Origin of the sequence: Paraburkholderia sp. CNPSo 3281 (assembly GCF_024206515.1) — a bacterium.
GTDB classification, from domain to species: domain Bacteria; phylum Pseudomonadota; class Gammaproteobacteria; order Burkholderiales; family Burkholderiaceae; genus Paraburkholderia; species Paraburkholderia nodosa.
Genome location: NZ_JAMBPS010000003.1, coordinates 279,367 through 300,389, shown reverse-complemented (window position 1 = coordinate 300,389; position 21,023 = coordinate 279,367). Strand labels below are relative to the sequence as shown.

General features: G+C 64.7%; 20 protein-coding genes. 14 read left to right on the top strand and 6 right to left on the bottom strand.

Annotated features, from left to right (window positions below; genetic code table 11):
- Window positions 1–93: 93 nt before the first annotated feature.
- Window positions 94–1,860, top strand: a complete 1,767-nt coding sequence (gene lpdA / locus M3I56_RS05340) for a dihydrolipoyl dehydrogenase (protein ID WP_254352862.1) — start codon at window positions 94–96, stop codon at window positions 1,858–1,860.
- A gap of 228 nt (window positions 1,861–2,088) precedes the next feature.
- Here the strand turns inward: lpdA and M3I56_RS05335 are convergent, their stop codons facing one another.
- Window positions 2,089–2,661 (bottom strand): phasin family protein, encoded by a 573-nt coding sequence (locus M3I56_RS05335; protein ID WP_254352861.1) that lies wholly within the window; start codon window positions 2,659–2,661, stop codon window positions 2,089–2,091.
- A gap of 713 nt (window positions 2,662–3,374) precedes the next feature.
- Here M3I56_RS05335 and pbpG point away from each other — a divergent pair.
- Window positions 3,375–4,559, top strand: a complete 1,185-nt coding sequence (gene pbpG, locus M3I56_RS05330; RefSeq protein ID WP_254352860.1) for a D-alanyl-D-alanine endopeptidase — start codon at window positions 3,375–3,377, stop codon at window positions 4,557–4,559.
- Window positions 4,560–4,724: 165 nt separating this feature from the next.
- Here the strand turns inward: pbpG and M3I56_RS05325 are convergent, their stop codons facing one another.
- Window positions 4,725–5,525, bottom strand: coding sequence for an IclR family transcriptional regulator (locus M3I56_RS05325; RefSeq protein ID WP_028204180.1), 801 nt, complete (start codon window positions 5,523–5,525; stop codon window positions 4,725–4,727).
- Window positions 5,526–5,715: 190 nt separating this feature from the next.
- On the opposite strand from M3I56_RS05325, the gene M3I56_RS05320 reads away from it, so the two are divergent.
- The 12 genes from M3I56_RS05320 to iscX all read left to right on the top strand — a co-directional run bounded on the left by M3I56_RS05320 (window position 5,716) and on the right by iscX (window position 15,207).
- Window positions 5,716–6,438, top strand: coding sequence for a (Fe-S)-binding protein (locus M3I56_RS05320; RefSeq protein ID WP_254352859.1), 723 nt, complete (start codon window positions 5,716–5,718; stop codon window positions 6,436–6,438).
- Window positions 6,439–6,527: 89 nt separating this feature from the next.
- Window positions 6,528–7,964: a lactate utilization protein B gene (locus M3I56_RS05315; protein ID WP_254352858.1), complete on the top strand. Its 1,437-nt coding sequence runs from the start codon at window positions 6,528–6,530 to the stop codon at window positions 7,962–7,964.
- Between the two features lie 159 nt (window positions 7,965–8,123).
- Window positions 8,124–8,354 (top strand): hypothetical protein, encoded by a 231-nt coding sequence (locus M3I56_RS05310; protein ID WP_254341246.1) that lies wholly within the window; start codon window positions 8,124–8,126, stop codon window positions 8,352–8,354.
- Between the two features lie 108 nt (window positions 8,355–8,462).
- On the top strand, window positions 8,463–8,945 hold the full coding sequence (locus tag M3I56_RS05305; protein WP_254352857.1) for a low molecular weight protein-tyrosine-phosphatase: 483 nt from the start codon (window positions 8,463–8,465) through the stop codon (window positions 8,943–8,945).
- Window positions 8,946–9,099: 154 nt separating this feature from the next.
- On the top strand, window positions 9,100–9,633 hold the full coding sequence (gene iscR, locus M3I56_RS05300; RefSeq protein WP_028204175.1) for a Fe-S cluster assembly transcriptional regulator IscR: 534 nt from the start codon (window positions 9,100–9,102) through the stop codon (window positions 9,631–9,633).
- A gap of 80 nt (window positions 9,634–9,713) precedes the next feature.
- Window positions 9,714–10,937, top strand: a complete 1,224-nt coding sequence (locus tag M3I56_RS05295; RefSeq protein ID WP_254352856.1) for an IscS subfamily cysteine desulfurase — start codon at window positions 9,714–9,716, stop codon at window positions 10,935–10,937.
- 89 nt (window positions 10,938–11,026) lie between these two features.
- A complete protein-coding gene (iscU, locus tag M3I56_RS05290) occupies window positions 11,027–11,431 on the top strand; it encodes a Fe-S cluster assembly scaffold IscU (RefSeq protein WP_254352855.1) in 405 nt (134 codons plus the stop codon).
- 141 nt (window positions 11,432–11,572) lie between these two features.
- Window positions 11,573–11,896: an iron-sulfur cluster assembly protein IscA gene (gene iscA / locus M3I56_RS05285; RefSeq protein WP_254352854.1), complete on the top strand. Its 324-nt coding sequence runs from the start codon at window positions 11,573–11,575 to the stop codon at window positions 11,894–11,896.
- Window positions 11,897–12,000: 104 nt separating this feature from the next.
- Window positions 12,001–12,549, top strand: coding sequence for a Fe-S protein assembly co-chaperone HscB (hscB, locus tag M3I56_RS05280; protein ID WP_254352853.1), 549 nt, complete (start codon window positions 12,001–12,003; stop codon window positions 12,547–12,549).
- A gap of 63 nt (window positions 12,550–12,612) precedes the next feature.
- Complete coding sequence (gene hscA, locus M3I56_RS05275; RefSeq protein ID WP_254352852.1) at window positions 12,613–14,484, top strand: Fe-S protein assembly chaperone HscA; 1,872 nt, start codon at window positions 12,613–12,615, stop codon at window positions 14,482–14,484.
- Between the two features lie 153 nt (window positions 14,485–14,637).
- Window positions 14,638–14,979, top strand: coding sequence for an ISC system 2Fe-2S type ferredoxin (gene fdx / locus M3I56_RS05270; RefSeq protein ID WP_254352851.1), 342 nt, complete (start codon window positions 14,638–14,640; stop codon window positions 14,977–14,979).
- Window positions 14,980–15,009: 30 nt separating this feature from the next.
- Window positions 15,010–15,207 (top strand): Fe-S cluster assembly protein IscX, encoded by a 198-nt coding sequence (gene iscX, locus M3I56_RS05265; protein ID WP_028204168.1) that lies wholly within the window; start codon window positions 15,010–15,012, stop codon window positions 15,205–15,207.
- Between the two features lie 90 nt (window positions 15,208–15,297).
- On the opposite strand, the gene M3I56_RS05260 is transcribed toward iscX, so the two are convergent.
- The 4 genes from M3I56_RS05260 to recJ all read right to left on the bottom strand — a co-directional run bounded on the left by M3I56_RS05260 (window position 15,298) and on the right by recJ (window position 21,020).
- On the bottom strand, window positions 15,298–16,035 hold the full coding sequence (locus M3I56_RS05260) for a glycine zipper 2TM domain-containing protein (protein ID WP_254352850.1): 738 nt from the start codon (window positions 16,033–16,035) through the stop codon (window positions 15,298–15,300).
- Window positions 16,036–16,342: 307 nt separating this feature from the next.
- The gene (gene lysS / locus M3I56_RS05255) at window positions 16,343–17,878 is read right to left on the bottom strand and encodes a lysine--tRNA ligase (protein ID WP_254352849.1); all 1,536 of its coding nucleotides are present in this window, start codon (window positions 17,876–17,878) and stop codon (window positions 16,343–16,345) included.
- A 211-nt stretch (window positions 17,879–18,089) separates the two neighbouring features.
- Window positions 18,090–19,194, bottom strand: a protein-coding gene (gene prfB / locus M3I56_RS05250) for a peptide chain release factor 2 (protein ID WP_254352848.1) whose coding sequence is annotated in 2 segments (ribosomal slippage) — window positions 18,090–19,112 and window positions 19,114–19,194 — 1,104 coding nt in all. Because the reading frame shifts where the segments join, the coding sequence is not laid out codon by codon here.
- 119 nt (window positions 19,195–19,313) lie between these two features.
- Window positions 19,314–21,020 (bottom strand): single-stranded-DNA-specific exonuclease RecJ, encoded by a 1,707-nt coding sequence (gene recJ, locus M3I56_RS05245; protein ID WP_254352847.1) that lies wholly within the window; start codon window positions 21,018–21,020, stop codon window positions 19,314–19,316.
- Window positions 21,021–21,023 lie beyond the last annotated feature (3 nt).

Here is a 21,023-nt window from a genome sequence, read left to right as displayed (position 1 = left end):
CCGATCTGACCGGCTCGCGCCGCCGCGCCGCACGCTATTGGCGTGCGCGCCGCGGCAGGCGCGGCCGGTCATCCTTTAGGGGTAGGGGACACCATGAGTCTCGTCGAAGTGAAAGTGCCGGATATCGGCGACTTCAAGGACATCGACGTCATCGAAGTCAACATCAAGGCCGGTGATGTGATCGAGAAGGAGCAGACGCTGCTCTCGCTCGAGTCGGACAAGGCCACGATGGAAGTGCCCAGCGACGTCGCGGGCACCGTCAAGGAAGTGAAGATCAAGGCTGGCGACAAGGCTTCGCAGGGCACGGTGATCGCACTGGTCGAAGCGTCGGAAGCGGCGGCCGCGCCGGCTCCGAAGGCTGAAGCGCCCAAAGCTGCGGAAGCGCCCAAGGCCGCCGAAGCACCGAAGGCCACAGCACCGGCGCCGCAAGCCGGCAGCTTCAGCGGCAGCGCCGACGTCGAATGCGACATGCTCGTGCTCGGCGCAGGCCCCGGCGGCTACTCGGCGGCGTTCCGCTCCGCCGACCTCGGTATGAAGACCGTGCTGGTCGAGCGTTATTCGACGCTCGGCGGCGTGTGCCTGAATGTGGGCTGCATTCCGTCGAAGGCGTTGCTGCACACGGCGCTCGTAATCGACGAAGCTGAAGCGCTCGGCTCGCACGGCATCACGTTCGGCAAGCCGCAGATCGATCTCGACAAGTTGCGCGACTTCAAGTCGGGCGTCGTCAAGAAGCTCACGGGCGGCCTGGCCGGCATGGCGAAGGCGCGCAAGGTCGAAGTCGTGACGGGCGTCGGCACGTTCCTCGATCCGAACCATATGGAAGTGGCGGGCGAGAACGGCAAGAAGATCGTCAAGTTCAAGCAGGCGATCATCGCTTCGGGCTCGCAGGCCGTGAAGCTGCCGTTCATGCCGGAAGATCCGCGCGTGGTCGATTCGACCGGCGCGCTGGAACTGCGCCAGATTCCGCAGAAGATGCTCGTGATCGGCGGCGGCATCATCGGTCTGGAAATGGCCACCGTCTACGCGACGCTCGGCGCGCAGATCGACGTCGTGGAAATGCTCGACGGCCTGATGGCCGGCGCGGACCGCGACCTCGTGAAGGTCTGGGAGAAGTACAACGCGAAGCGCTTCGCGAACGTCATGCTCAAGACCAGGACCACGAAGGCCGAGGCGAAGGACGACGGCATCTACGTCTCGTTCGAGGGCGAAAAGGCGCCGGCGGAAGCACAGCGCTACGACCTCGTGCTGGTCGCCGTGGGCCGCTCGCCCAACGGCAAGACGATCGGTGCGGACAAGGCTGGCGTGGCGGTGACGGATCGCGGCTTCATCGAAGTCGACAAGCAGATGCGCACCAACGTGCCGCACATCTTCGCGATCGGCGACGTGGTCGGCCAGCCGATGCTCGCACACAAGGCGGTGCATGAAGGCCACGTGGCGGCGGAAGCGGCGCACGGCGAGAAGGCGTACTTCGACGCGCTGCAGATTCCTTCGGTGGCCTACACCGATCCGGAAGTGGCGTGGGCCGGCAAGACCGAAGACCAGTGCAAGGCCGAGGGCATCAAGTACGGCAAGGCGGTGTTCCCGTGGGCCGCTTCGGGCCGCGCGATCGCCAACGGCCGCGACGAGGGTTTCACGAAGCTGATCTTCGACGAAGAGACGCATCGCGTGATCGGCGGCGGCATCGTCGGCCTGAACGCGGGCGACCTCATCAGCGAAGTCTGCCTCGCGGTGGAAATGGGCGCGGATGCGGCCGACATCGGCAAGACGATTCACCCGCACCCGACGCTGGGCGAGTCGATCGGCATGGCCGCCGAGCTGTACGAAGGCGTGTGTACCGACCTGCCGCCGCAGAAGAAGTAAGTTCGTGGCGCGCCGCTCGTTTCGGCGCGCATGAAGAAACGGCGCACGCCTTGAGGGGTGCGCCGTTTGCTTTTGGATCCTGCGGTATGTACTGCGAGAGGCGCCGGAGCGTAAAAAGATTCCCGGTCGGCGACCGGGCAAGCGACATGCCGGGCGGCATGCCGGAGCGTTCAGGTTCGGCGCCCGGTGCGCCGCTGCTTCAGCGCACGCACCGGTTCAATACAACTTTCAGACAGGCTTCTTGGCCGAAGCGGCGGCCGAGCGCGACGCCTGAGCGGCGGCCTTGCTCGCAGCAGCGGTGGCGGCGTTGAAGTTGCTTTCCGCCATCTCCACGGCTTGCTTCGTCGCCTTGTGGACCGTTTCGTAGGTCGTGTTCGCGGCGTTGATGGCCGACTTGATCACGGCGACTGCGGTTTCCGAGCCGGCCGGCGCATTCTTCGCGACGTTGTCGACGAGCGATTGAACCTTGCGGTTCTGCTCTTCGTAATGGGCTTCGGCGACCTTTGCGAACTCAGCCTGGGTGGCCGAGGCGATTTCATACACATGACGGCCATACGACAGCAGCTTTTCGGTCAGCGGCTGGGCATAGCTCGTTTGCAGGGCCAGCAATTCCTGCGCGTCCTTCACCGACAGTGCGCGCTGGGCGTGTTCCTGCGATTCCGCCAGATTCGAGCGGACGGCCTGAAGGTTCAATTCGACGAGCTTTTCCACGCCTTCGAATGCCTTGCCGGTGAGGCCGAACAGGGTTTCGAGGTTGGCTTTCTGGGCAGCGGCGAATTGCTCAGGGGTCAGCAGACTCATGTTTACGCTCCTGGATGTCGGCGGCCTTCGTGGGTCGCCTGAAGTAAGTGGCACGGCGCTGGTGCTCTGTCGTTCGCTTTGTGCGTCGCAACATTGATTCGATTTTAGGATGCTCCAGAAGAAAGTCAAGGCCTTTTGGTGCGTCGCACAATGTCGATAATTTATTATTAAACAATCACTTATGCCCGGCGCATGGCGCAACCGCGACAACACGCCATTGCCCCATTGCGCGGGGCTCGCGGCGAGTTGAAGGAGGCGGCGCGCAGGGTGGGGCAAGCGCGCAAACGCGGCTTCTGGCAAGATGCGGCATGGATCGCATGAACGCGTCTATGGGATTTCACCTGGGTGCGTCCACCGAATTCGTACATGGAACGTTAATGATCCATTGCGGTCGAACGCGCGTCGCGCGGTACGGCGGCACTGGTAGTCAGACAAATCTCACCCGTTTTTTCCCAGTTCAAGTTCCTGCGACGAACGCCGTTAACGCAGCAAGCGCATCTTGCGTGTGCCGCAAACGTTATCAGCAAGCGGCGTCGCGGCGAAAGGAGTGGCTTGGCAATTGTCTGACTCCATCGAATGCGGGAAGTGCATTGGCCAGCTCAATCGGAGGTCATACTTCGGTTTAATGAGCGCCTATAAGTGCTTCAATTTGCGAATTTTTCGTGGTTTTACTACACTTGGCGAACGATCCCGCCGCTCCATCAAGAACACCAATGAAATCCGACAAGCTCCTGTCGTTCTCACTGATGCCGTCGTCGGTTATCAGCACCGTGTTGTCGGTTGCTGTTTCCGTCGCGATCAGTGCGACGCTCGTGGCGCCTGAGGGCGCCTTTGCTGCGTCGCAAGACGCTGCACCGGCCAAAACGGCCAAGGCGAAAAAAGCCACCAAGAAGGTTGCGAAGGCCGAGCCGGAAACGGCCAAGGCCAGCAAGACGGCGGCCGCAACCCGTACCGTCGCCGCCAAGGACGACGATGCGCGTCCGGTGGCCAAAAAACGCCGCGTCAGTTATACGATGAACGGCCGCCATCACTCGGCGGTGCGCCGTGTCGCGTTCGAACCGCGCCAGCCGACCGTTGGTCAGGCGTTCGGTCTGCACGAGACGCCCGACTCGCTGATGCTGCGCTCGGGCGTGGCGTACGTGGTCGACCAGAACACGCTCGAGCCGCTGTTCGACAAGAACTCGCGCGCCGTCGTGCCGATCGCCTCGATCTCGAAGCTCATGACCGCGATGGTCGTGCTCGACTCGAAGGCGTCGCTCTCGGAGCCGATCGAAGTCACGGACGAAGACCGCGACTACGAGAAGAACACGGGCTCGCGTCTTTCGGTGGGCTCGGTGCTCTCGCGCGAGGACATGCTGCACATCGCGTTGATGGCGTCGGAAAACCGCGCGGCGGCGGCGCTCTCGCGCTATTACCCGGGCGGCCGTCCGGCGTTCATCGCGGCGATGAACGCGAAGGCGAAGCAACTCGGCATGACCGATACGCACTTCGAGAACTCGACGGGGCTCACGAGCCACAACGTGTCGACCGCGCGTGACCTCGTGAAGATGGTGAACGCGGCCTACCAGTACTCGATGATTCGCGAGTTCTCGACCGACCGCAGCTACGACGTGTTCACGGGCAAGCGCAATCTCGCCTACAACAGCACGAATGCGTTGGTCCGCAATGCGTCGTGGGACATCGGCCTGCAGAAGACGGGCTTCATCAACGAAGCGGGTGAGTGCCTCGTCATGCAGACGACGATTCACAATCGTCCGGTGATCATGGTCCTGCTCGATTCGAGCGGCAAGTACTCGCGCTTCGCGGATGCAACGCGCGTGCGCACGTGGCTCGACAATGGCGGCGCCGACCAGCAGCCGCGCATTACGAGCGCCGACGCAGGCGGCGCTGGGACCTGATCTCAGCCTTTTCGGATTCACCCGACAAACGCCCCGCAACCGCGGGGCGTTTTGCTTTCTGGTGCGTGCCGTTCGTCCTATGACGATCGGTATGAGGCACGCGGCGAGCCCAAAAAAAAGCGGAGGGCACGCCTCCGCTCTTCTCGATGTTGCTTCGCCCTGACTTCAGGCGGGCTGCACGTTGCCTTCAGCGGGCTCCGGGTGATAGCCCAGCGACTCCGAAATCGTGAGCGCCGTCTTGCTCAACTGGCCGAGCCACGAATCCTGCAGGCGGTCCGCGGGCGCCGAGAGCGAAAGGCCCGCCACGAGTTTGCCGGTGTCGTCGTAGATGCCGGCGGCGATGCAGCGCACGCCCAGTTCGAGCTCTTCGTTATCACGTGCGCAGAATTGCTGGCGTACGTGAGCGAGTTCGCGCTCGAGGCGTCCGAGGTCGGTAATGCTGTTGCGCGTATGGCCCGACAGGCCGGTGCGCGTGGCGTACGCGCGCACGCGGTTCGCTTCGTCGGCGGCCAGAAAGAGCTTGCCGACCGAAGTGAGGTGCAGCGGGGCCCGGCCGCCAATGGCGCGCACCACCTGCATGCCCGAGCGCTCCGAATAGGCGCGTTCGATATAGACGATTTCGTCGCCCTGGCGCACGGAAAGGTTGACGGTCTGGCCCGTGAGACGGTGCAGTTCGCGCATCGGCGTGAGCGCCGCGTCACGCACCGAAAGCCGCGCCTTCACGAGATTGCCGAGTTCGAGCAATCGCATGCCAAGCCGGTAGGTGCCCGGATCGGAGCGGTCGACGAGACGGCAACTCACCATATCGTTCAGGATGCGGTGTGCAGTCGAAGGATGCAGTTCGGTGCGCTGCGCAAGCTCCTTCAGGCTGACAGGGTCGCTGTGCGCGGCCAGCGCGTCCAGCAGGCGCATCATGCGCTCGATCACCTGAATCGAGGTCTTCGGATCTGGATGGGTGTCGCTCATGAGTTCAGATTCGTTTGACACGTGAGGCGGAAAATGCATTGTATCTCGTATTGTGAAAAAAGTAAGCGCCAGGACCGAGATTCGCGCTGCGCTGCGGCATCGCGCGCGACCGGTGAGGGCGATGCAGACCGGCGTTGGTCATGGCGGCGAAACAGCGGATAATCGGGGACGGTATTAACGAGGAGTCCCCATGCGAGTCGGTTTGTTCGTCACGTGCCTCATCGACACGATGCGTCCGGAAATTGGCTTTTCGACGCTCAAATTGCTCGAAGAGGCGGGCTATGAAGTCGTTGTGCCGACTGCGCAAACCTGCTGCGGCCAGCCGGCCTACAACTCCGGCGAGCGCGCCATCGCGCGTGATCTCGCGGAAAAGACGCTGCGCGAATTCGAGCAGTTCGACTATCTGGTCGTCCCTTCGGGTTCTTGCGGCGGCATGATCCGCGTGCACTACGGCGATCTGTTTCGCGACGATCCGGAATTGATGGCGCGTTACGGCAAGTTGCGCGAGCGCGTCTACGAACTCACGGATTTCCTCGTGAACGTCGCAAAGGTCACGCTGCCGCAAGGGGCGTTCAGCGGGCCGGTGACGTATCACGACTCGTGTTCGGGCCTGCGTGAACTTGGGGTCAAGGCGCAGCCGCGTGCGTTGCTCGCCCAGCGCGGCGTCGAAGTGCGCGAGATGAAGGACTGCGAGCACTGCTGCGGCTTCGGCGGCACCTTCGCGGTGAAGTACGGCGACATCTCGACGGCCATTGCGGACGAAAAATGCGCGAACGTTCAGGCGAGCGGCACGGGCGCGGTGGTGCTCGGCGACCTCGGCTGCATCTTGAATATCGAGGGGCGTTTGCGCCGCATCGGCGACACCGCCACGCGCGTGCTGCACATTGCGCAGGTGCTGGCCGGCGACGTGTGATGCGCCGCCGGCTGCCGCCGCTCCTTTCGCGCGGAATGCGCGCATAGCCCCAGACCTCGCCGAACACCGCTCAACCTCGCCCTCACGCCATGCAAGTCCAATCGATGCAGTTCAAGGCGCGCGCCGGTCAGAAGCTGGCCGATCAGCGTCTGCAGCACAACCTCAAGAAACTTTCGACCAAGTTCGTCTCGGCGCGCGCCGAGGCCATCACCGCGATCGATTTCCCCGCCACGCGCGCGGCGCTCAAGGCGCGCCGCAACCGGGCGCTGGAAAATCTCGACGTCTGGCTCGAGCAGTTCGAGACCGAGGCGGCGCGGCGCGGCGTGACCGTGCTCTACGCGGAAACGGCGCAAGACGCCGCGAAGCTGGTCGCGGACATCGCGCGGCGCCACGACGTGCACAAGGTCATCAAGACCAAGTCGATGGTCTCGGAGGAGATGCAGCTCAATGCGGTGCTCGCGGAAATGGGCGTGCAGTCCATCGAGACCGATCTGGGCGAGTACATCCTGCAGATCAACGATAACGAGCCGCCGAGCCACATCATTGCGCCCGTCGTCCACAAGGACAAAGACGAGATCGCCGATCTCTTCGCGAAAACGCACGACAAGCCGCGCCTGACAGAAATCCCCGACATGACCCGCGAGGCGCGCGAAGTCCTGCGCCCGCATTTTCTCTCTGCGGACATGGGCGTGACGGGCGGCAACTTCCTCGTCGCGGAAACGGGCTCGGTCGTGCTGGTGACCAACGAGGGCAACGAGGGTATGTGCACCGTGATGCCGCGCGTGCACGTGGCGGTGACGGGCATCGAGAAGGTGCTGCCTACGCTCGAGGACCTCGCCACCGCCATGCGTCTGTTGCCGCGGTCGGCGACAGGGCAGGCCACGTCGAACTACTTCTCGGTTCTGACGGGCCCGCGCGGACCCGAGGACCAGGACGGCCCCGAGCACATGTACGTCGTGCTCGTGGACGGCGGCCGCACCGGCCTGATCGGCGGCGAATTCCAGGAGATGCTGCGCTGCATCCGTTGTGGGGCGTGCATGAACCACTGCCCGGTCTATCAGAAGGTGGGCGGCCATGCGTACGGCTGGGTCTATCCGGGACCGATGGGCTCTGTGCTCACGCCAAGCTACGTCGGCATCGAAAAGACGCTCGATCTGCCGCAGGCCGCAACGCTGTGCGGCGAGTGCAACAGCGTCTGCCCGGTGGGCATTCCGCTTTCGGACTTGCTGCGCAAACTGCGCGAGAAGCAGACGGAGCGCCATCTGCGCCCGTGGCGCGAGCGCGCGGCGCTCGCAGCGTGGGGCTGGCTCGCGCTTCACCCAACGGCCTACGCGCTGCTCACCAAACTCGGCGTGCGGATACTCGAGCGCATGGGCGGGCAGGGCAGGCTCATTCGCAAGCTGCCATTTGCGCGCGGCTGGACCAACGGGCGCGACATGCCGGCGCCGGTCGGCCGCACGTTCCGCGAGTTGTACGCGGCGCGGCTCACGCATCTGGACACGACGAAGCGCCCCGAACAGGCCTGACGCGCGCGCATCGGTCAAGTCCAGGTTGCCGACTATTTAAGCTGGCGCAACAGTGTGTTCGTCCGGACCGGGTTTTTCCTGATTGCGACTCTCTATATCATCTCGACTGGCGATAGTGCGTCCGCACCTGTCGCTTCACAGTCGATAGAGAGTCACATCATGAGAAAGAAAATAACGGTGTACTGGCCGCTGGCGCTGATCCTGCCGCTCGCGGTGATCGCATGGGTCCATGCATGGAAAACCGCCGAGCAGCAAATGCCGCTCGCCGCCGATCAGGTCACGGCAGAACTGGCGCGTGCCGTGTCGTATGGCCTAGTGGGCAGCGAAGGCAAGACGCCGGTGAAGGCGATGAACGGCATCGCGACGCTCCCGCGCTCGAACGCGATCTGACAATTGCGTTGGCGCTAACGCGCCGCGCAGCGCGCATTTCGTGTGCTTTGTATAATTTGAGATTCGCCGCCGCGCGCTGAACGCTGTCCGCTGCTCCAGCCCCCACGAATGAAAAAGGTTTCCGTCTGCTTCGTTTGTCTTGGCAATATCTGCCGCTCGCCCACGGCCGAGGCCGTGATGCTGCGTCTCATCGACGAGGCGGGGTTGGCGGAGCGCGTCGAGATCGATTCGGCGGGCACGGGTGACTGGCACATCGGCGAGGCGCCCGACGAGCGCGCCCAGCGTGCGGGCGGCCTGCGCGGCTACGAGCTCGCGGCGTTGCGCGCCCGGCAGATCGCCGCCGAAGATTTTCGCCGTTTCGACCTGATCGTGGCGATGGACGACGCCAACGTCGCCGCGCTTCAGGGCGTCTGCCCGGCGAGCGAGCGCGACAAGATCCGCCTGCTGATGGAATTCGCGCCGCAAGCCGAAACGCGGGTGGTGGTCGATCCCTATTTCGGTGGCGATGCGGGCTTCGAAACGGTGCTCGATCAATGCGAGGCCGCCTGCGCGGGTCTGCTCGCCGCATTGCGTCCGCAACTGGCGGATTGAGATGAGCGGCGCGAATCTGCTGGACGCAGAAATCGCGCCATTTTTGCGATTCGCCGCGCGCCTGATAACCCAAATCGCGACGTTGATACTTGACTAAACTAGTCATGTATTTATACTTGACGAAAATTGTCGAGAATTGCGGTTCCCATACATCATGAGACTCACCACCAAAGGCCGTTTCGCCGTCACGGCGATGATTGACCTGGCACTGCGCCAGGAGCAGGGCCCGGTGACGCTTGCGGGTATCAGCCAGCGGCAGCACATCTCGCTGTCGTACCTCGAACAGCTGTTCGGCAAGCTGCGCCGTCATGAAATCGTCGAATCGGTCCGTGGGCCGGGCGGCGGGTACAACCTCGCGCGCCGCGCGGAGGACGTCACGGTCGCGGACATCATCATCGCCGTGGACGAGCCGCTCGACGCCACCCAGTGCGGCGGCAAGGGCGCCTGCGAGGGCACCAAGCAGCACGACGGCCACTGCATGACGCACGAACTCTGGTCGACGCTGAACCAGAAAATGGTCGAGTACCTCGATTCGGTGTCGCTCAAGGATCTGGTGGACAAGCAGCGCGCCCGCGAAGGCGCCGCGCCCGCCGTCCTGCGCGACCGCCGCGCCGAGGCGCCGGCGGTGGAGCCGGTCAGGACGATGCCGCTGGGTCCGAACTCGATCTTCAACATGGCGGGCTCGTAACGCCTTCGAGCGCCGCGAGCACGCCGCAGTTGGCAAAACAGACAGTACAGCGCAGCACACAAGATTCCCCGGAGCGATAGATGAATAACGACATTCCCCACCTGCCCATTTACATGGACTACAGCGCGACGACCCCCGTCGACCCGCGCGTGGTGGACAAGATGATTCCGTATCTGCGCGAGCAGTTCGGCAATCCGGCGTCGCGCAGCCACGCCTATGGCTGGGATGCGGAGCGCGCCGTCGAGGAAGCGCGCGAGCAGGTCGCTGCGCTCGTCAACGCCGACCCGCGCGAAATCATCTGGACCTCCGGCGCAACCGAATCGGACAACCTCGCGATCAAGGGCGCTGCGCACTTCTACAAGAGCAAGGGTAAGCACATCATCACGGCGAAGACCGAGCACAAGGCCGTGCTCGACACCTGCCGCGAACTCGAGCGCGAAGGCTACGAAGTCACGTATCTGGACGTCAAGGACGACGGTCTGATCGACCTCGAAGCGTTCAAGGCCGCGCTGCGTCCCGACACGATCCTCGTTTCCGTCATGCACGTGAACAACGAGATCGGCGTGATCCAGGACATCGCGACGATCGGCGAAATCTGCCGTGAGAAGGGCATCATTTTCCACGTCGACGCTGCGCAATCCACGGGCAAGGCGCCCATCGACCTGCAAAAGCTCAAGGTCGACCTGATGTCGTTCTCGGCGCACAAGACCTACGGCCCGAAGGGCATCGGCGCGCTGTACGTGCGCCGCAAGCCGCGCGTGCGCATCGAAGCGCAGATGCACGGCGGCGGCCACGAGCGCGGCATGCGCTCGGGCACGCTGGCCACGCACCAGATCGTCGGCATGGGCGAAGCGTTCCGCATCGCGCGTGAAGAGATGGCCACGGAAAACGAGCGCGTGCGCATGCTGCGCGACAAGCTCCTGCGCGGCCTGAAGGAAATCGAGGAAACCTACGTGAACGGCGACATGGAACAGCGTGTGCCGCACAACCTGAACATCAGCTTCAACTTCGTCGAAGGCGAGTCGCTGATCATGGCGGTGAAGGACGTGGCGGTGTCGTCGGGTTCGGCGTGCACGTCCGCATCGCTCGAGCCGTCGTACGTGCTGCGCGCGCTCGGCCGCAACGACGAGCTGGCGCACAGCTCGATCCGCTTCACGGTGGGCCGCTTCACGACGGAACAGGACGTGGACTACGTGATCAACCTGCTGAAGACGAAGATCGCCAAGCTGCGCGAGCTTTCGCCGCTGTGGGAAATGCATCAGGACGGCATCGATCTGTCGACCATCCAGTGGGCAGCGCACTAAGCCAGGCGGCACAGTTAGCAGCGAACAACGACCCAGCCGCAGCGCAACTCACGTGCAGCGCGGCAAACACGAATTGAAGGAGTGTGATCATGGCATATAGCGACAAGGTTCTGGACCACTACGAAAACCCGCGCAACGTCGGCTCGTTCGCGAAGGACGACGACGCAGTGGGCACCGGCATGGTCGGGGCGCCGGCGTGCGGCGACGTGATGAAGCTGCAGATCCGCGTGGGCGCGGACGGCGTGATCGAAGACGCGAAGTTCAAGACCTACGGCTGCGGCTCGGCGATCGCTTCGAGCTCGCTCGTGACCGAGTGGGTGAAGGGCAAGACGCTCGACCAGGCGCTCGACATCAAGAACACGCATATCGCCGAAGAACTGGCGCTGCCGCCGGTGAAGATCCACTGCTCGATTCTCGCGGAAGACGCGATCAAGGCAGCGGTAGCGGACTATCGCCAGCGTCACACGACCGAAGCGAAGGCCGACGCGGTATAAAGCGCAGCAGCGGATGCAGGACGGCGCCGGACCCACAGGTGCGGCGCTTTGGGACTAACGATTCTGGATGCAGCAGGCTTGCATCGCGACGCAAGGGACGGCGAAAGCCCAACCGGCGGCGCGAGGCGCGGCGAAGATGCTATGGCAATTACGTTGACTGAAAAAGCGGCACAGCACGTGCAAAAGTACCTGAGCCGTCGCGGCAAGGGCGTGGGCCTGCGTCTTGGCGTGCGCACGACGGGCTGCTCGGGCCTCGCGTACAAGCTCGAGTACGTTGACGATCTCGCGCCCGAGGACAACGTCTTCGAGAGCCACGGCGTGAAGGTCATCGTCGACCCGAAGAGTCTCGCCTATATCGACGGCACGCAGCTGGACTTCGTGCGCGAAGGCCTGAACGAAGGATTCCGGTTCAACAACCCGAATGTGAAGGACGAGTGCGGCTGCGGCGAGTCCTTCCGCGTTTGAGCCCGCGTAGAGCGGTGAAAAGGCGGCCTGTGCCGCCTTTTTGATTTTGATGGCCGCTGGTTAGTCCCTCAGCCCCTCATAGCCCCACAAGAACGTTCCAGCCGATGAGCACGCCTTCCACGCCTTCCCGGTCGCTCTCCGACAGCCACTTCGTGCTGTTCGGCCTGCCCGAGCAGTTCGCAATCGACGCGAACGCGCTCGACCATGCCTACCGCACGGTGCAGGCGCAGGTGCATCCCGACCGCTTCGCCGCGGCCGGCGAGGCGCAAAAGCGCATCGCCATGCAATGGGCCACGCGCACGAACGAGGCGTATCAGACGCTGCGCGATCCGCTCAAGCGCGCGAAGTATCTGCTGCATCTGCGCGGCATCGACGTCGGGGCGGAGAACAACACGGCGATGGATCCCGCGTTCCTCATGCAGCAGATGGAGTGGCGCGAGGCGATCGAAGACGCGGTCGCCGCGAAGAATATCGATGCACTCGATGCACTGGCGGGCGAGCTGCGCGACGACGAACGCGTGCGCTTCACGAAGCTCGCGGCGCTGCTCGACAGCAGCTCGAACCAGCCCGCGGCCGAGGCGGTGCGCCAGCTCATGTTCATCGAGCGCGTGGCGGGCGAAATCGCCTCGCAGATCGAGCGGCTCGAAGGCTGAGCCCGGGCGCGCAAACGGATATCGGGCGCTCGCGCCCATCAGGTTAAAAAGCAGATCACACAGATGGCCTTACTGCAAATCTCCGAACCCGGCATGGCGCCGGCGCCGCATCAGCGGCGACTCGCCGTCGGCATCGACCTCGGCACGACGAACTCGCTGGTCGCCGCGGTGCGCAGCGGCGTGCCCGACGTGCTGCCCGACGAAGACGGCCATGCGCTGCTGCCTTCGGTCGTGCGCTATCTCGCCAACGGCGGCCGCCGTATCGGCCGCACGGCGAAGGCGCAAGCCGCCACCGACCCGCGTAATACGATCGTGTCGGTCAAGCGCTTCATGGGCCGCGGCAAGTCCGAGGTCGAAGGCGCGGCCAACGCACCGTACGACTTCGTCGACGCGCCGGGCATGGTGCAAATCCAGACTATTGACGGCGTGAAGAGCCCCGTCGAAGTCTCGGCGGAAATTCTCGCGACGCTGCGCCAGCGTGCCGAAGACACGCTCGGCGACGAACTCGTGGGCGCCGTCATCACGGTGCCGGCCTACTTCGACGAAGCGCAGCGCCAGGCGACCAAGGACGCTGCGCGTCTCGCGGGCCTGAACGTGCTGCGTCTGCTCAACGAGCCGACCGCGGCGGCGATCGCGTACGGGCTCGACAACGGCGCCGAAGGCCTCTACGCGGTCTACGACCTCGGCGGCGGCACCTTCGACCTGTCGATTCTCAAGCTCACGAAGGGCGTGTTCGAAGTGCTGGCGGCCGGCGGCGATTCGGCGCTCGGCGGCGACGATTTCGACCACGCGCTTTTTGCCTGGACGCTGGAGCAGTCCGGCATCGAGCGCGCGACGCTCGCGCCCGAAGACGTGCGCCTGTTGCTCGACCGCGTGCGCGATGCGAAGGAAGCGCTCTCGTCCACGCCCGAGGCGCGCATCGAGGCAACCCTGTCGAGCGGCCAGCCGATCGCGCTGACGATCGACGAGCCGCGCTTCGAAGCGCTCACGCAAGCGCTCGTGCAGCGCACGCTCACGCCGACGAAAAAGGCGCTGCGCGACGCGAAGGTAGCCGCGAAGGACGTGAAGGGCGTCGTGCTGGTCGGCGGCGCGACGCGCATGCCCGTGATCCGCCGCGCCGTGGAGCAGCACTTCGGCCAGGCGCCGCTCACGAATCTGGACCCGGATCAGGTCGTCGCGCTCGGCGCGGCGATCCAGGCCGACCTGCTTGCTGGCAACCGCGGCGGTGAGGACGACTGGCTGCTGCTCGACGTCATTCCGCTGTCGCTCGGCGTGGAGACGATGGGGGGCCTCGTCGAGAAGATCATCCCGCGCAATTCGACCATTCCGGTCGCGCGTGCGCAGGACTTCACGACCTTCAAGGACGGCCAGACCGCCATGGCGATTCACGTGGTGCAGGGCGAGCGCGAGCTCGTCGCCGACTGCCGCTCGCTCGCGCGTTTCGAGTTGCGCGGCATTCCGCCGATGGCGGCGGGCGTGGCGCGCATTCGCGTGACTTACCAGGTGGATGCGGACGGCCTCTTGTCCGTGTTCGCGCGCGAGCAGCTCTCGGGCGTGGAAGCCTCGGTGGTGGTGAAGCCGTCTTACGGTCTCGCCGACGACGACGTGGCCCGCATGCTCGAAGACAGCTTCAAGACCGCCGAAGTCGACATGCGCGCCCGCGCGCTGCGCGAGGCGCAGGTCGAGGCGCAACGCATCATCGAAGCGACCAACGCCGCTTTGGGCGCCGATGGCGAACTGCTCGACGAAGCCGAGCGGGCGCAAGTCGACGCGCTGATCGCCGCGCTCGCGCAAATCGCGCAGGGCGAGGACGCCGGCGCGATCGAAGCCGCCACCAAGGCACTGTCCGAAGGCACCGACGAGTTTGCCGCGCGCCGCATGGACAAGGGCATCAAGCGCGCGCTGGCGGGCAAGAGGCTCGACGAGATCGGCTAAAAGCGCGGAAGGCGAATGCGTCGTTAGCAAACGGCGCACGCGTGCGTGCTTTCCCGATGTGGCAGAGCGCGCACCGACAGTAGAATGGGCACATGCCGCCGTCGGAGGCGGGGCATGCGCCCGATATGAAAGTTATTGGATACGGAAATCACAATGCCTCAAATCGTGGTGCTGCCCCATGTCGAACTGTGCCCTGAAGGCGCGGTCATCGACGCCAAGCCGGGTGAGAGCGTGTGCGACGCGCTGCTCGAACACGGCATCGAAATCGAGCACGCATGCGAAAAGTCGTGCGCCTGCACGACCTGTCACGTGATCGTGCGCGAAGGTTTCGATGTGCTCGTGCCTTCCGAGGAAGACGAAGACGATCTCCTCGACAAGGCGTGGGGCCTCGAGCCGACGTCGCGTCTGTCGTGTCAGGCCCTCGTGCCCGAGAACGACGACCTGGTGGTCGAGATTCCGCGTTACTCGATCAACCACGCGAAAGAAAACCACTGAGCCACTGAACACCAGGAGGAGCGCGCAGCCATGAAATGGACCGATACGCAGGACATCGCGATGGCCTTGACGGACACCCATCCCGAAGTGGATCCGCAGTACGTGCGCTTCACCGATCTGCACCGCTGGATCACCCAGCTCGATGGCTTCGACGACGACCCCGAGCGCTCGAACGAGAAGATTCTCGAAGCGATCCAGGCCGCGTGGATCGAAGACGCGGACTACTGATTCCCGGCAAGTCCGGCAAGCAGACGAGAAAAAGGCGATTTGCCACTACGGCAAATCGCCTTTTTTATTGCGCTGTCAGCTTCGGCGCGATCAACCCGCGACCAGCGTGCCGTTTTCCACACGCACGCGCTCGCCTTGCTGGAACGGCGGCGCTTCGTGATACGTGAAGTAGCGCGTCTTGCCGTTCTCCATGCGCACGCGCACCGAATAACTCGTCGTGCTGCGCAGGTGTTTTTCGACCGAGTTGCCCGCGAAGCCGCCGCCCAGTGCGCCGAGCAGCGTCATGGCCGTGCGGCCGTTGCCCGAGCCGAACTGGTTGCCGACCACACCACCCGCCACCGCGCCGCCTACTGCGCCGATACCGGTGCCATGGCCTTCATGCTTGACCTCGGAAATCGCGACGACCGTGCCGCACGTCGAACATGCGGGCTGGGCGGGCGGCGCTTCCTGCGCGTATTGCTGCTGCGAAGGCTGCGCCGGCTGGGCAGGCTGTTGACCGTACTGCTGCGCCGGCGCGACGGGCACGGCCGCCTGCTGTTGAGGCTGCGCCGGCGCCGGTTGCGGCTCGGCAGGCGCATTCTGGTCGCTCTGCGCGTATTGCGAGGCCTGCACCGGCTTGGTCGAGTCGGCCACCGGCGGCTGGGAAGCCGTCATGGCCGTCTGGCCCGTTTGAACCTGGGCGCTCTGTTCGGCGGTGCTGGAAGCTCTCGGGAAAACGCCGGTGATGGCCGCCGTGGCCGCAAGGCTCGCGACGATGACGGCTGCCGCTGCGGTTGCGATCAGCGGATGGAGGCGGCGTTTCGGTGTGGTCGGATCGGTTGTGTTCATGACAGGCTCCGTCTTTGGCAGAGTTGGCTCTCTTGTGAAACCCAGTTTGAGCCAATCCAGGTCTGTGAGCGTTTCAATTTGTAACCCCGCGAGGTGGGTGCGGGAAGACGCTGAGGGCGTGGTCGTCGCGCAGCGTTGCACAGCGCGGTTTTCCACAGGGACGCAATTGACGTACCCGTCCCAGCGGTCGCGCTAGCCGGCAGATTTTACCGATGGTTACAATCGTGTGCGCTGAGAGAGCCCACAAAGAAACGGGGCGCATACGGCGTGAACCGCGTGCGCCCCGTCATGTCAGGCCATGTTCCGCTTAGTCTTCGCGGCGCAGGTGCGGGAAGAGGATCACGTCGCGGATGCTCGCGCTGTCCGTGAGCAGCATGATCAGACGGTCGATGCCGATGCCGCACCCGCCCGTCGGAGGCATGCCGTATTCGAGCGCGCGGATGTAGTCGGCGTCGTAGAACATGGCTTCTTCGTCGCCGGCGTCCTTTTGCTCGACCTGCTTCTTGAAGCGCGCGGCCTGGTCTTCCGGATCGTTCAGTTCCGAGAAGCCGTTGGCGATCTCGCGGCCCGTGATGAACAGCTCGAAGCGCTCGGTGATGCCCGGCAGCGTGTCCGAGGCGCGCGCGAGCGGCGAGACTTCGACGGGGTAGTCGATGATGTAGGTCGGCTCCCACAGCTGCGACTCGGCGGTTTCTTCGAAGAGCGCCAGTTGCAGCGAGCCCACGCCTGCGTTCAGGAACGCCGGCTGGTTCGTGTCCACGCCGAACTTCTTGAGTTCCGTGCGCAGGAAGGCGGCGTCGGCAAGCTGCTCGTTCGTGTATTGCGGCGCGTACTTCTGGATCGCCTGCACGATCGTCAAGCGATGGAACGGCTTCGAGAGGTCGAGTTCACGGCCCTGATACGTCAGCACGGCGGTGCCGCTCGCGTCGATGGCGGCCTGGCGGATCAGCTGCTCGGTGAAGTCCATGAGCCACGCGTAGTCGGTGTACGCGGCATAGAACTCCATCATCGTGAATTCCGGATTGTGACGTGGCGAAACGCCTTCGTTACGGAAATTCCGGTTGATCTCGAACACGCGTTCGAAGCCGCCCACGATCAGGCGCTTGAGATAAAGCTCGGGCGCGATGCGCATGAACATCTGCATGTCGAGCGCATTGTGGTGCGTGACGAACGGCTTGGCGGCCGCGCCGCCCGGGATCGGGTGCAGCATCGGCGTTTCGACTTCCATGAAGCCCGAGTCGGCCATGAAGCGGCGCACGGAGGAAATCGCCTTGGTGCGCGCCTGGAATGTCTGACGCGCTTCCGGCGTGACGATCAGGTCGACGTAGCGCTGGCGATAGCGCATTTCCTGGTCGGCGAGACCGTGGAACTTGTCCGGCAGCGGACGCAGCGCCTTCGAGAGCAGACGCAGTTCCGTGCAGCGCACCGAAAGCTCGCCCTTGTTGGTGCGGAACAGCACACCCTTGGCCGCGACGATGTCACCCAGATCCCACTTCTTGAACGCGTCGTAGGTTGCCTCGCCCACGTCGGCGGGCGTGATGAAGAACTGGATCTGGCCTGAGCCGTCGCGCACCGTGGCGAAGCTCGCCTTGCCCATCACGCGCTTGAGCATCATGCGGCCGGCGACTGCCACTTCGAGCGGGTTCGCTTCGAGCGCGTCCTTGTCCGTGTCGGCGTAGTCGCGCGCCAGGTCGGCAGCGTGGTGGGTCGGGCGGAAGTCGTTCGGATAAGCGACGCCTGCCTCGCGCAGCGTGCGCAGTTTCTCGCGGCGCTCGGCGATGATCTGGTTGTCGTCGAGTTCGGGCGCGGCGCTGGGCGCGTTCTGCTGGGTCGGTTCGGTCATGATGGCTCGGAGTTCTTTGATTCGCAGGTGTTTCGGCGAGTTTTCGGGGCTGCGGCCCCGGCATGGTCCTTCGCGGGACACGGCGCGCATCGCGCGCAGATAAGCGGACTTCGGTTCCTGCTGCGCGTCGCGCACCTCGCAGTCGAAGCGGGCGGCGCAGCAGGAGAGGGCGGCATGCGGTGAACTGCTGCGCCCGTGGCGTGCGGCAAGCTTACACGCCCTGTTTCAGGCTCGCGCTGATGAAGGCGTCGAGATCGCCGTCGAGCACGGCCTTGGTGTTGCTGATTTCGACGTTGGTGCGCAGATCCTTGATACGGCTGTTGTCGAGCACATAGGAGCGGATCTGGTGACCCCAGCCCACGTCCGACTTGCCCGCCTCGAGCTTGTCCTGTTCCGACTGGCGCTTGCGCATCTCGGCTTCGTACAGGCGCGACTTCAGCATGGCCATGGCTTCGGCGCGGTTGCGGTGCTGCGAGCGGTCGTTCTGGCACTGCACGACGATGCCCGACGGGACGTGCGTGATACGCACGGCGGAGTCGGTCTTGTTGATGTGCTGACCGCCCGCGCCCGAAGCGCGGTACGTGTCGATGCGCAGATCGGCCGGATTGACTTCGATCTCGAACGAGTCGTCGATTTCCGGATACACGAACACCGACGAGAACGACGTATGACGCCCGCCCGACGAGTCGAACGGCGACTTGCGCACGAGGCGGTGAATGCCGGTTTCGGTACGCAGGAAGCCGTAGGCGTATTCGCCTTCGACCTTGATCGTCGCGCTCTTGATGCCGGCCACATCGCCTTCGGATTCTTCGAGCACTTCGGTCTTGAAGCCCTTGCGTTCGCAGTAGCGCACGTACTGGCGCAGCAGCATGGACGCCCAATCGCAGGCCTCGGTGCCGCCGGCGCCGGCCTGGATGTCGATGAACGCGTTGTTCGGATCGGCCGGATTCGCGAACATGCGGCGGAACTCGACGTCGGCTACGCGCGCTTCGATCGCGTGAGCGTCGGTTTCGATGGCGACGAGCGTGTCCTCATCGCCTTCTTCGCGCGCCATTTCGAAGAGATCCAGGGTGTCGCGCGTGTCGTTCTCGATGCCGTCGAGCACGTGCACCACGCCCTCGAGCAGTTTCTTTTCCTTGCCGAGACCCTGGGCGTGCCTGGAGTCGTTCCAGACGTTGGGGTCTTCGAGTTCGCTGTTGACTTCGACGAGCCGTCGGGCTTTTACGTCGTAGTCAAAGATACCCCCGTAGCTCGCCCGCGCGTGCGCGCAGGTCCGCCAAAAGGGCTTCGATCGCGTTGAGACGTTCCGCTTCCATTTGTATCGTGATCCGGCGTGTAAAACATTGAATTATAGCCGATTGGACCCGGATCAAGGGCGGCGCGGGCGCTTCGGGCGGCCCGCGCTTTTCAGCCCAACATGCCGTTCAAAGCGGGCTTAGAGCGCAGCGTGCTCGACCACGAGCTGCACGCGCGACACGCCATTCCAGGTGTCGCGCACGAGCCGGTAGGCGACCGTGGTGTGCTGCGGCAGCGACTCCGTGTGGTTGAACCAGATCGCGTTGAAGCGCTGGCGCCCGCGCAGCAGTTGCAGCTTGAGGTGCTTGTCCTTCACGAGCGCCTGCGAGGCCACCTCGAATTCGCCCGAGAATACGGGCGCCGGGAAACCCTGGCCCCACACGGCGGCGTCGAGCATCTCGACGAAATCGGGCGTGAAGTAGGCGTCTTCGAGATCGCCGTCGGTTTCGACCGTGCGCGCGAGCGCCTCTTCGGTGAGCCACTCGCGGCCCACGCGCTCGAAGGCGGCAGCAAAGCGCGGCACATCTGCGGCGGCGATCGTCATGCCCGCGGCCATGGCGTGGCCGCCGAACTTCTGGATCAGACCGGGCTCGCGCTTGCTGATGAGGTCGACCGCGTCGCGCAGATGGAAACCGGGGATCGAACGGCCCGAGCCCTTCACGAGCTCGCCGTCCTCGTCGGCAGGCGCGAAGGTGAACGAGGGGCGGTGGAAGCGCTCCTTGAGCCGTCCCGCGACGATGCCGATCACGCCCTGGTGCCAGCCTTCGTTAAAGAGCGTGAGCGTGGCCTTGCCCTGCGGATCGACGTCGGCGAGATCGGCGAGCGCCTGCTGCTGCATGCCGGCCTCGATCTCGCGGCGCTCGCGGTTCATGCCGTCGAGCTGCTGCGCCAGTTCCCAGGCGCGGCCCACGTCGTCAGTGGTCAGGCACTCGATGCCGAGCGACATGTCCGAGAGCCGGCCGGCCGCATTCAGGCGCGGGCCGAGTGCGAAGCCGAAGTCGAAGCCCGACGCGCTTTTCGCGTCGCGGCCGGCAGCGCGAAAGAGCGCCGCAATGCCCGGCTGCATGCGGCCGTTGCGCACGCGCTGCAAGCCTTGGGCGACGAGCACGCGGTTGTTGCCGTCGAGCTTCACGACGTCGGCGACGGTGCCGAGCGCGACGAGATCGAGCAGGCCGTCGAGGCGCGGCTCCGGCTTGCCATCGCTGAACGCGCCGCGCTTGCGCAACTCCGCGCGCAGCGCGAGCAACGTGTAGAACATCACGCCCACACCCGCGATGCACTTGCTCGGAAACTCGCAGCCCGGCTGGTTCGGATTGACGATGGCGCGCGCGTCGGGGAGCGTGTCGCCGGGCAGGTGGTGGTCGGTCACGAGCACCTCGATGCCGAGCGCGTTGGCGGCTTCGACGCCTTCCACGCTGGCGATGCCGTTGTCCACCGTGATCAGGACGTCGGGCGGCCCGCCTTTACCTTGGGCGGCGAGGGCGACGATCTCGGGCGTGAGGCCGTAGCCATACTCGAAACGGTTTGGCACCAGGTAGTCGATCTGCGCGCCGAACATGCGCAGGCCGCGTACGGCCACGGCGCAGGCCGTCGCGCCGTCGCAGTCGTAGTCGGCGACCACGAGCATGCGGCACTCGGCTTCGAGCGCGTCGGCGAGCAGCGTGGCGGCCTCGTCGATGCCCTTCATGCCCGTGGGCGGGATGAGACGCGCGAGGCCGGTTTCGATCTCGTCGGGCTGGCAAACGCCGCGCGAGGCGTAGAGGCGCGCGAGCACCGGATGCAGGCCGTGGCGCACGAGTGCTTCGGTGTCGGCGGGCGAGCAGGCGCGGGTGACGATTCGGGTCATGCG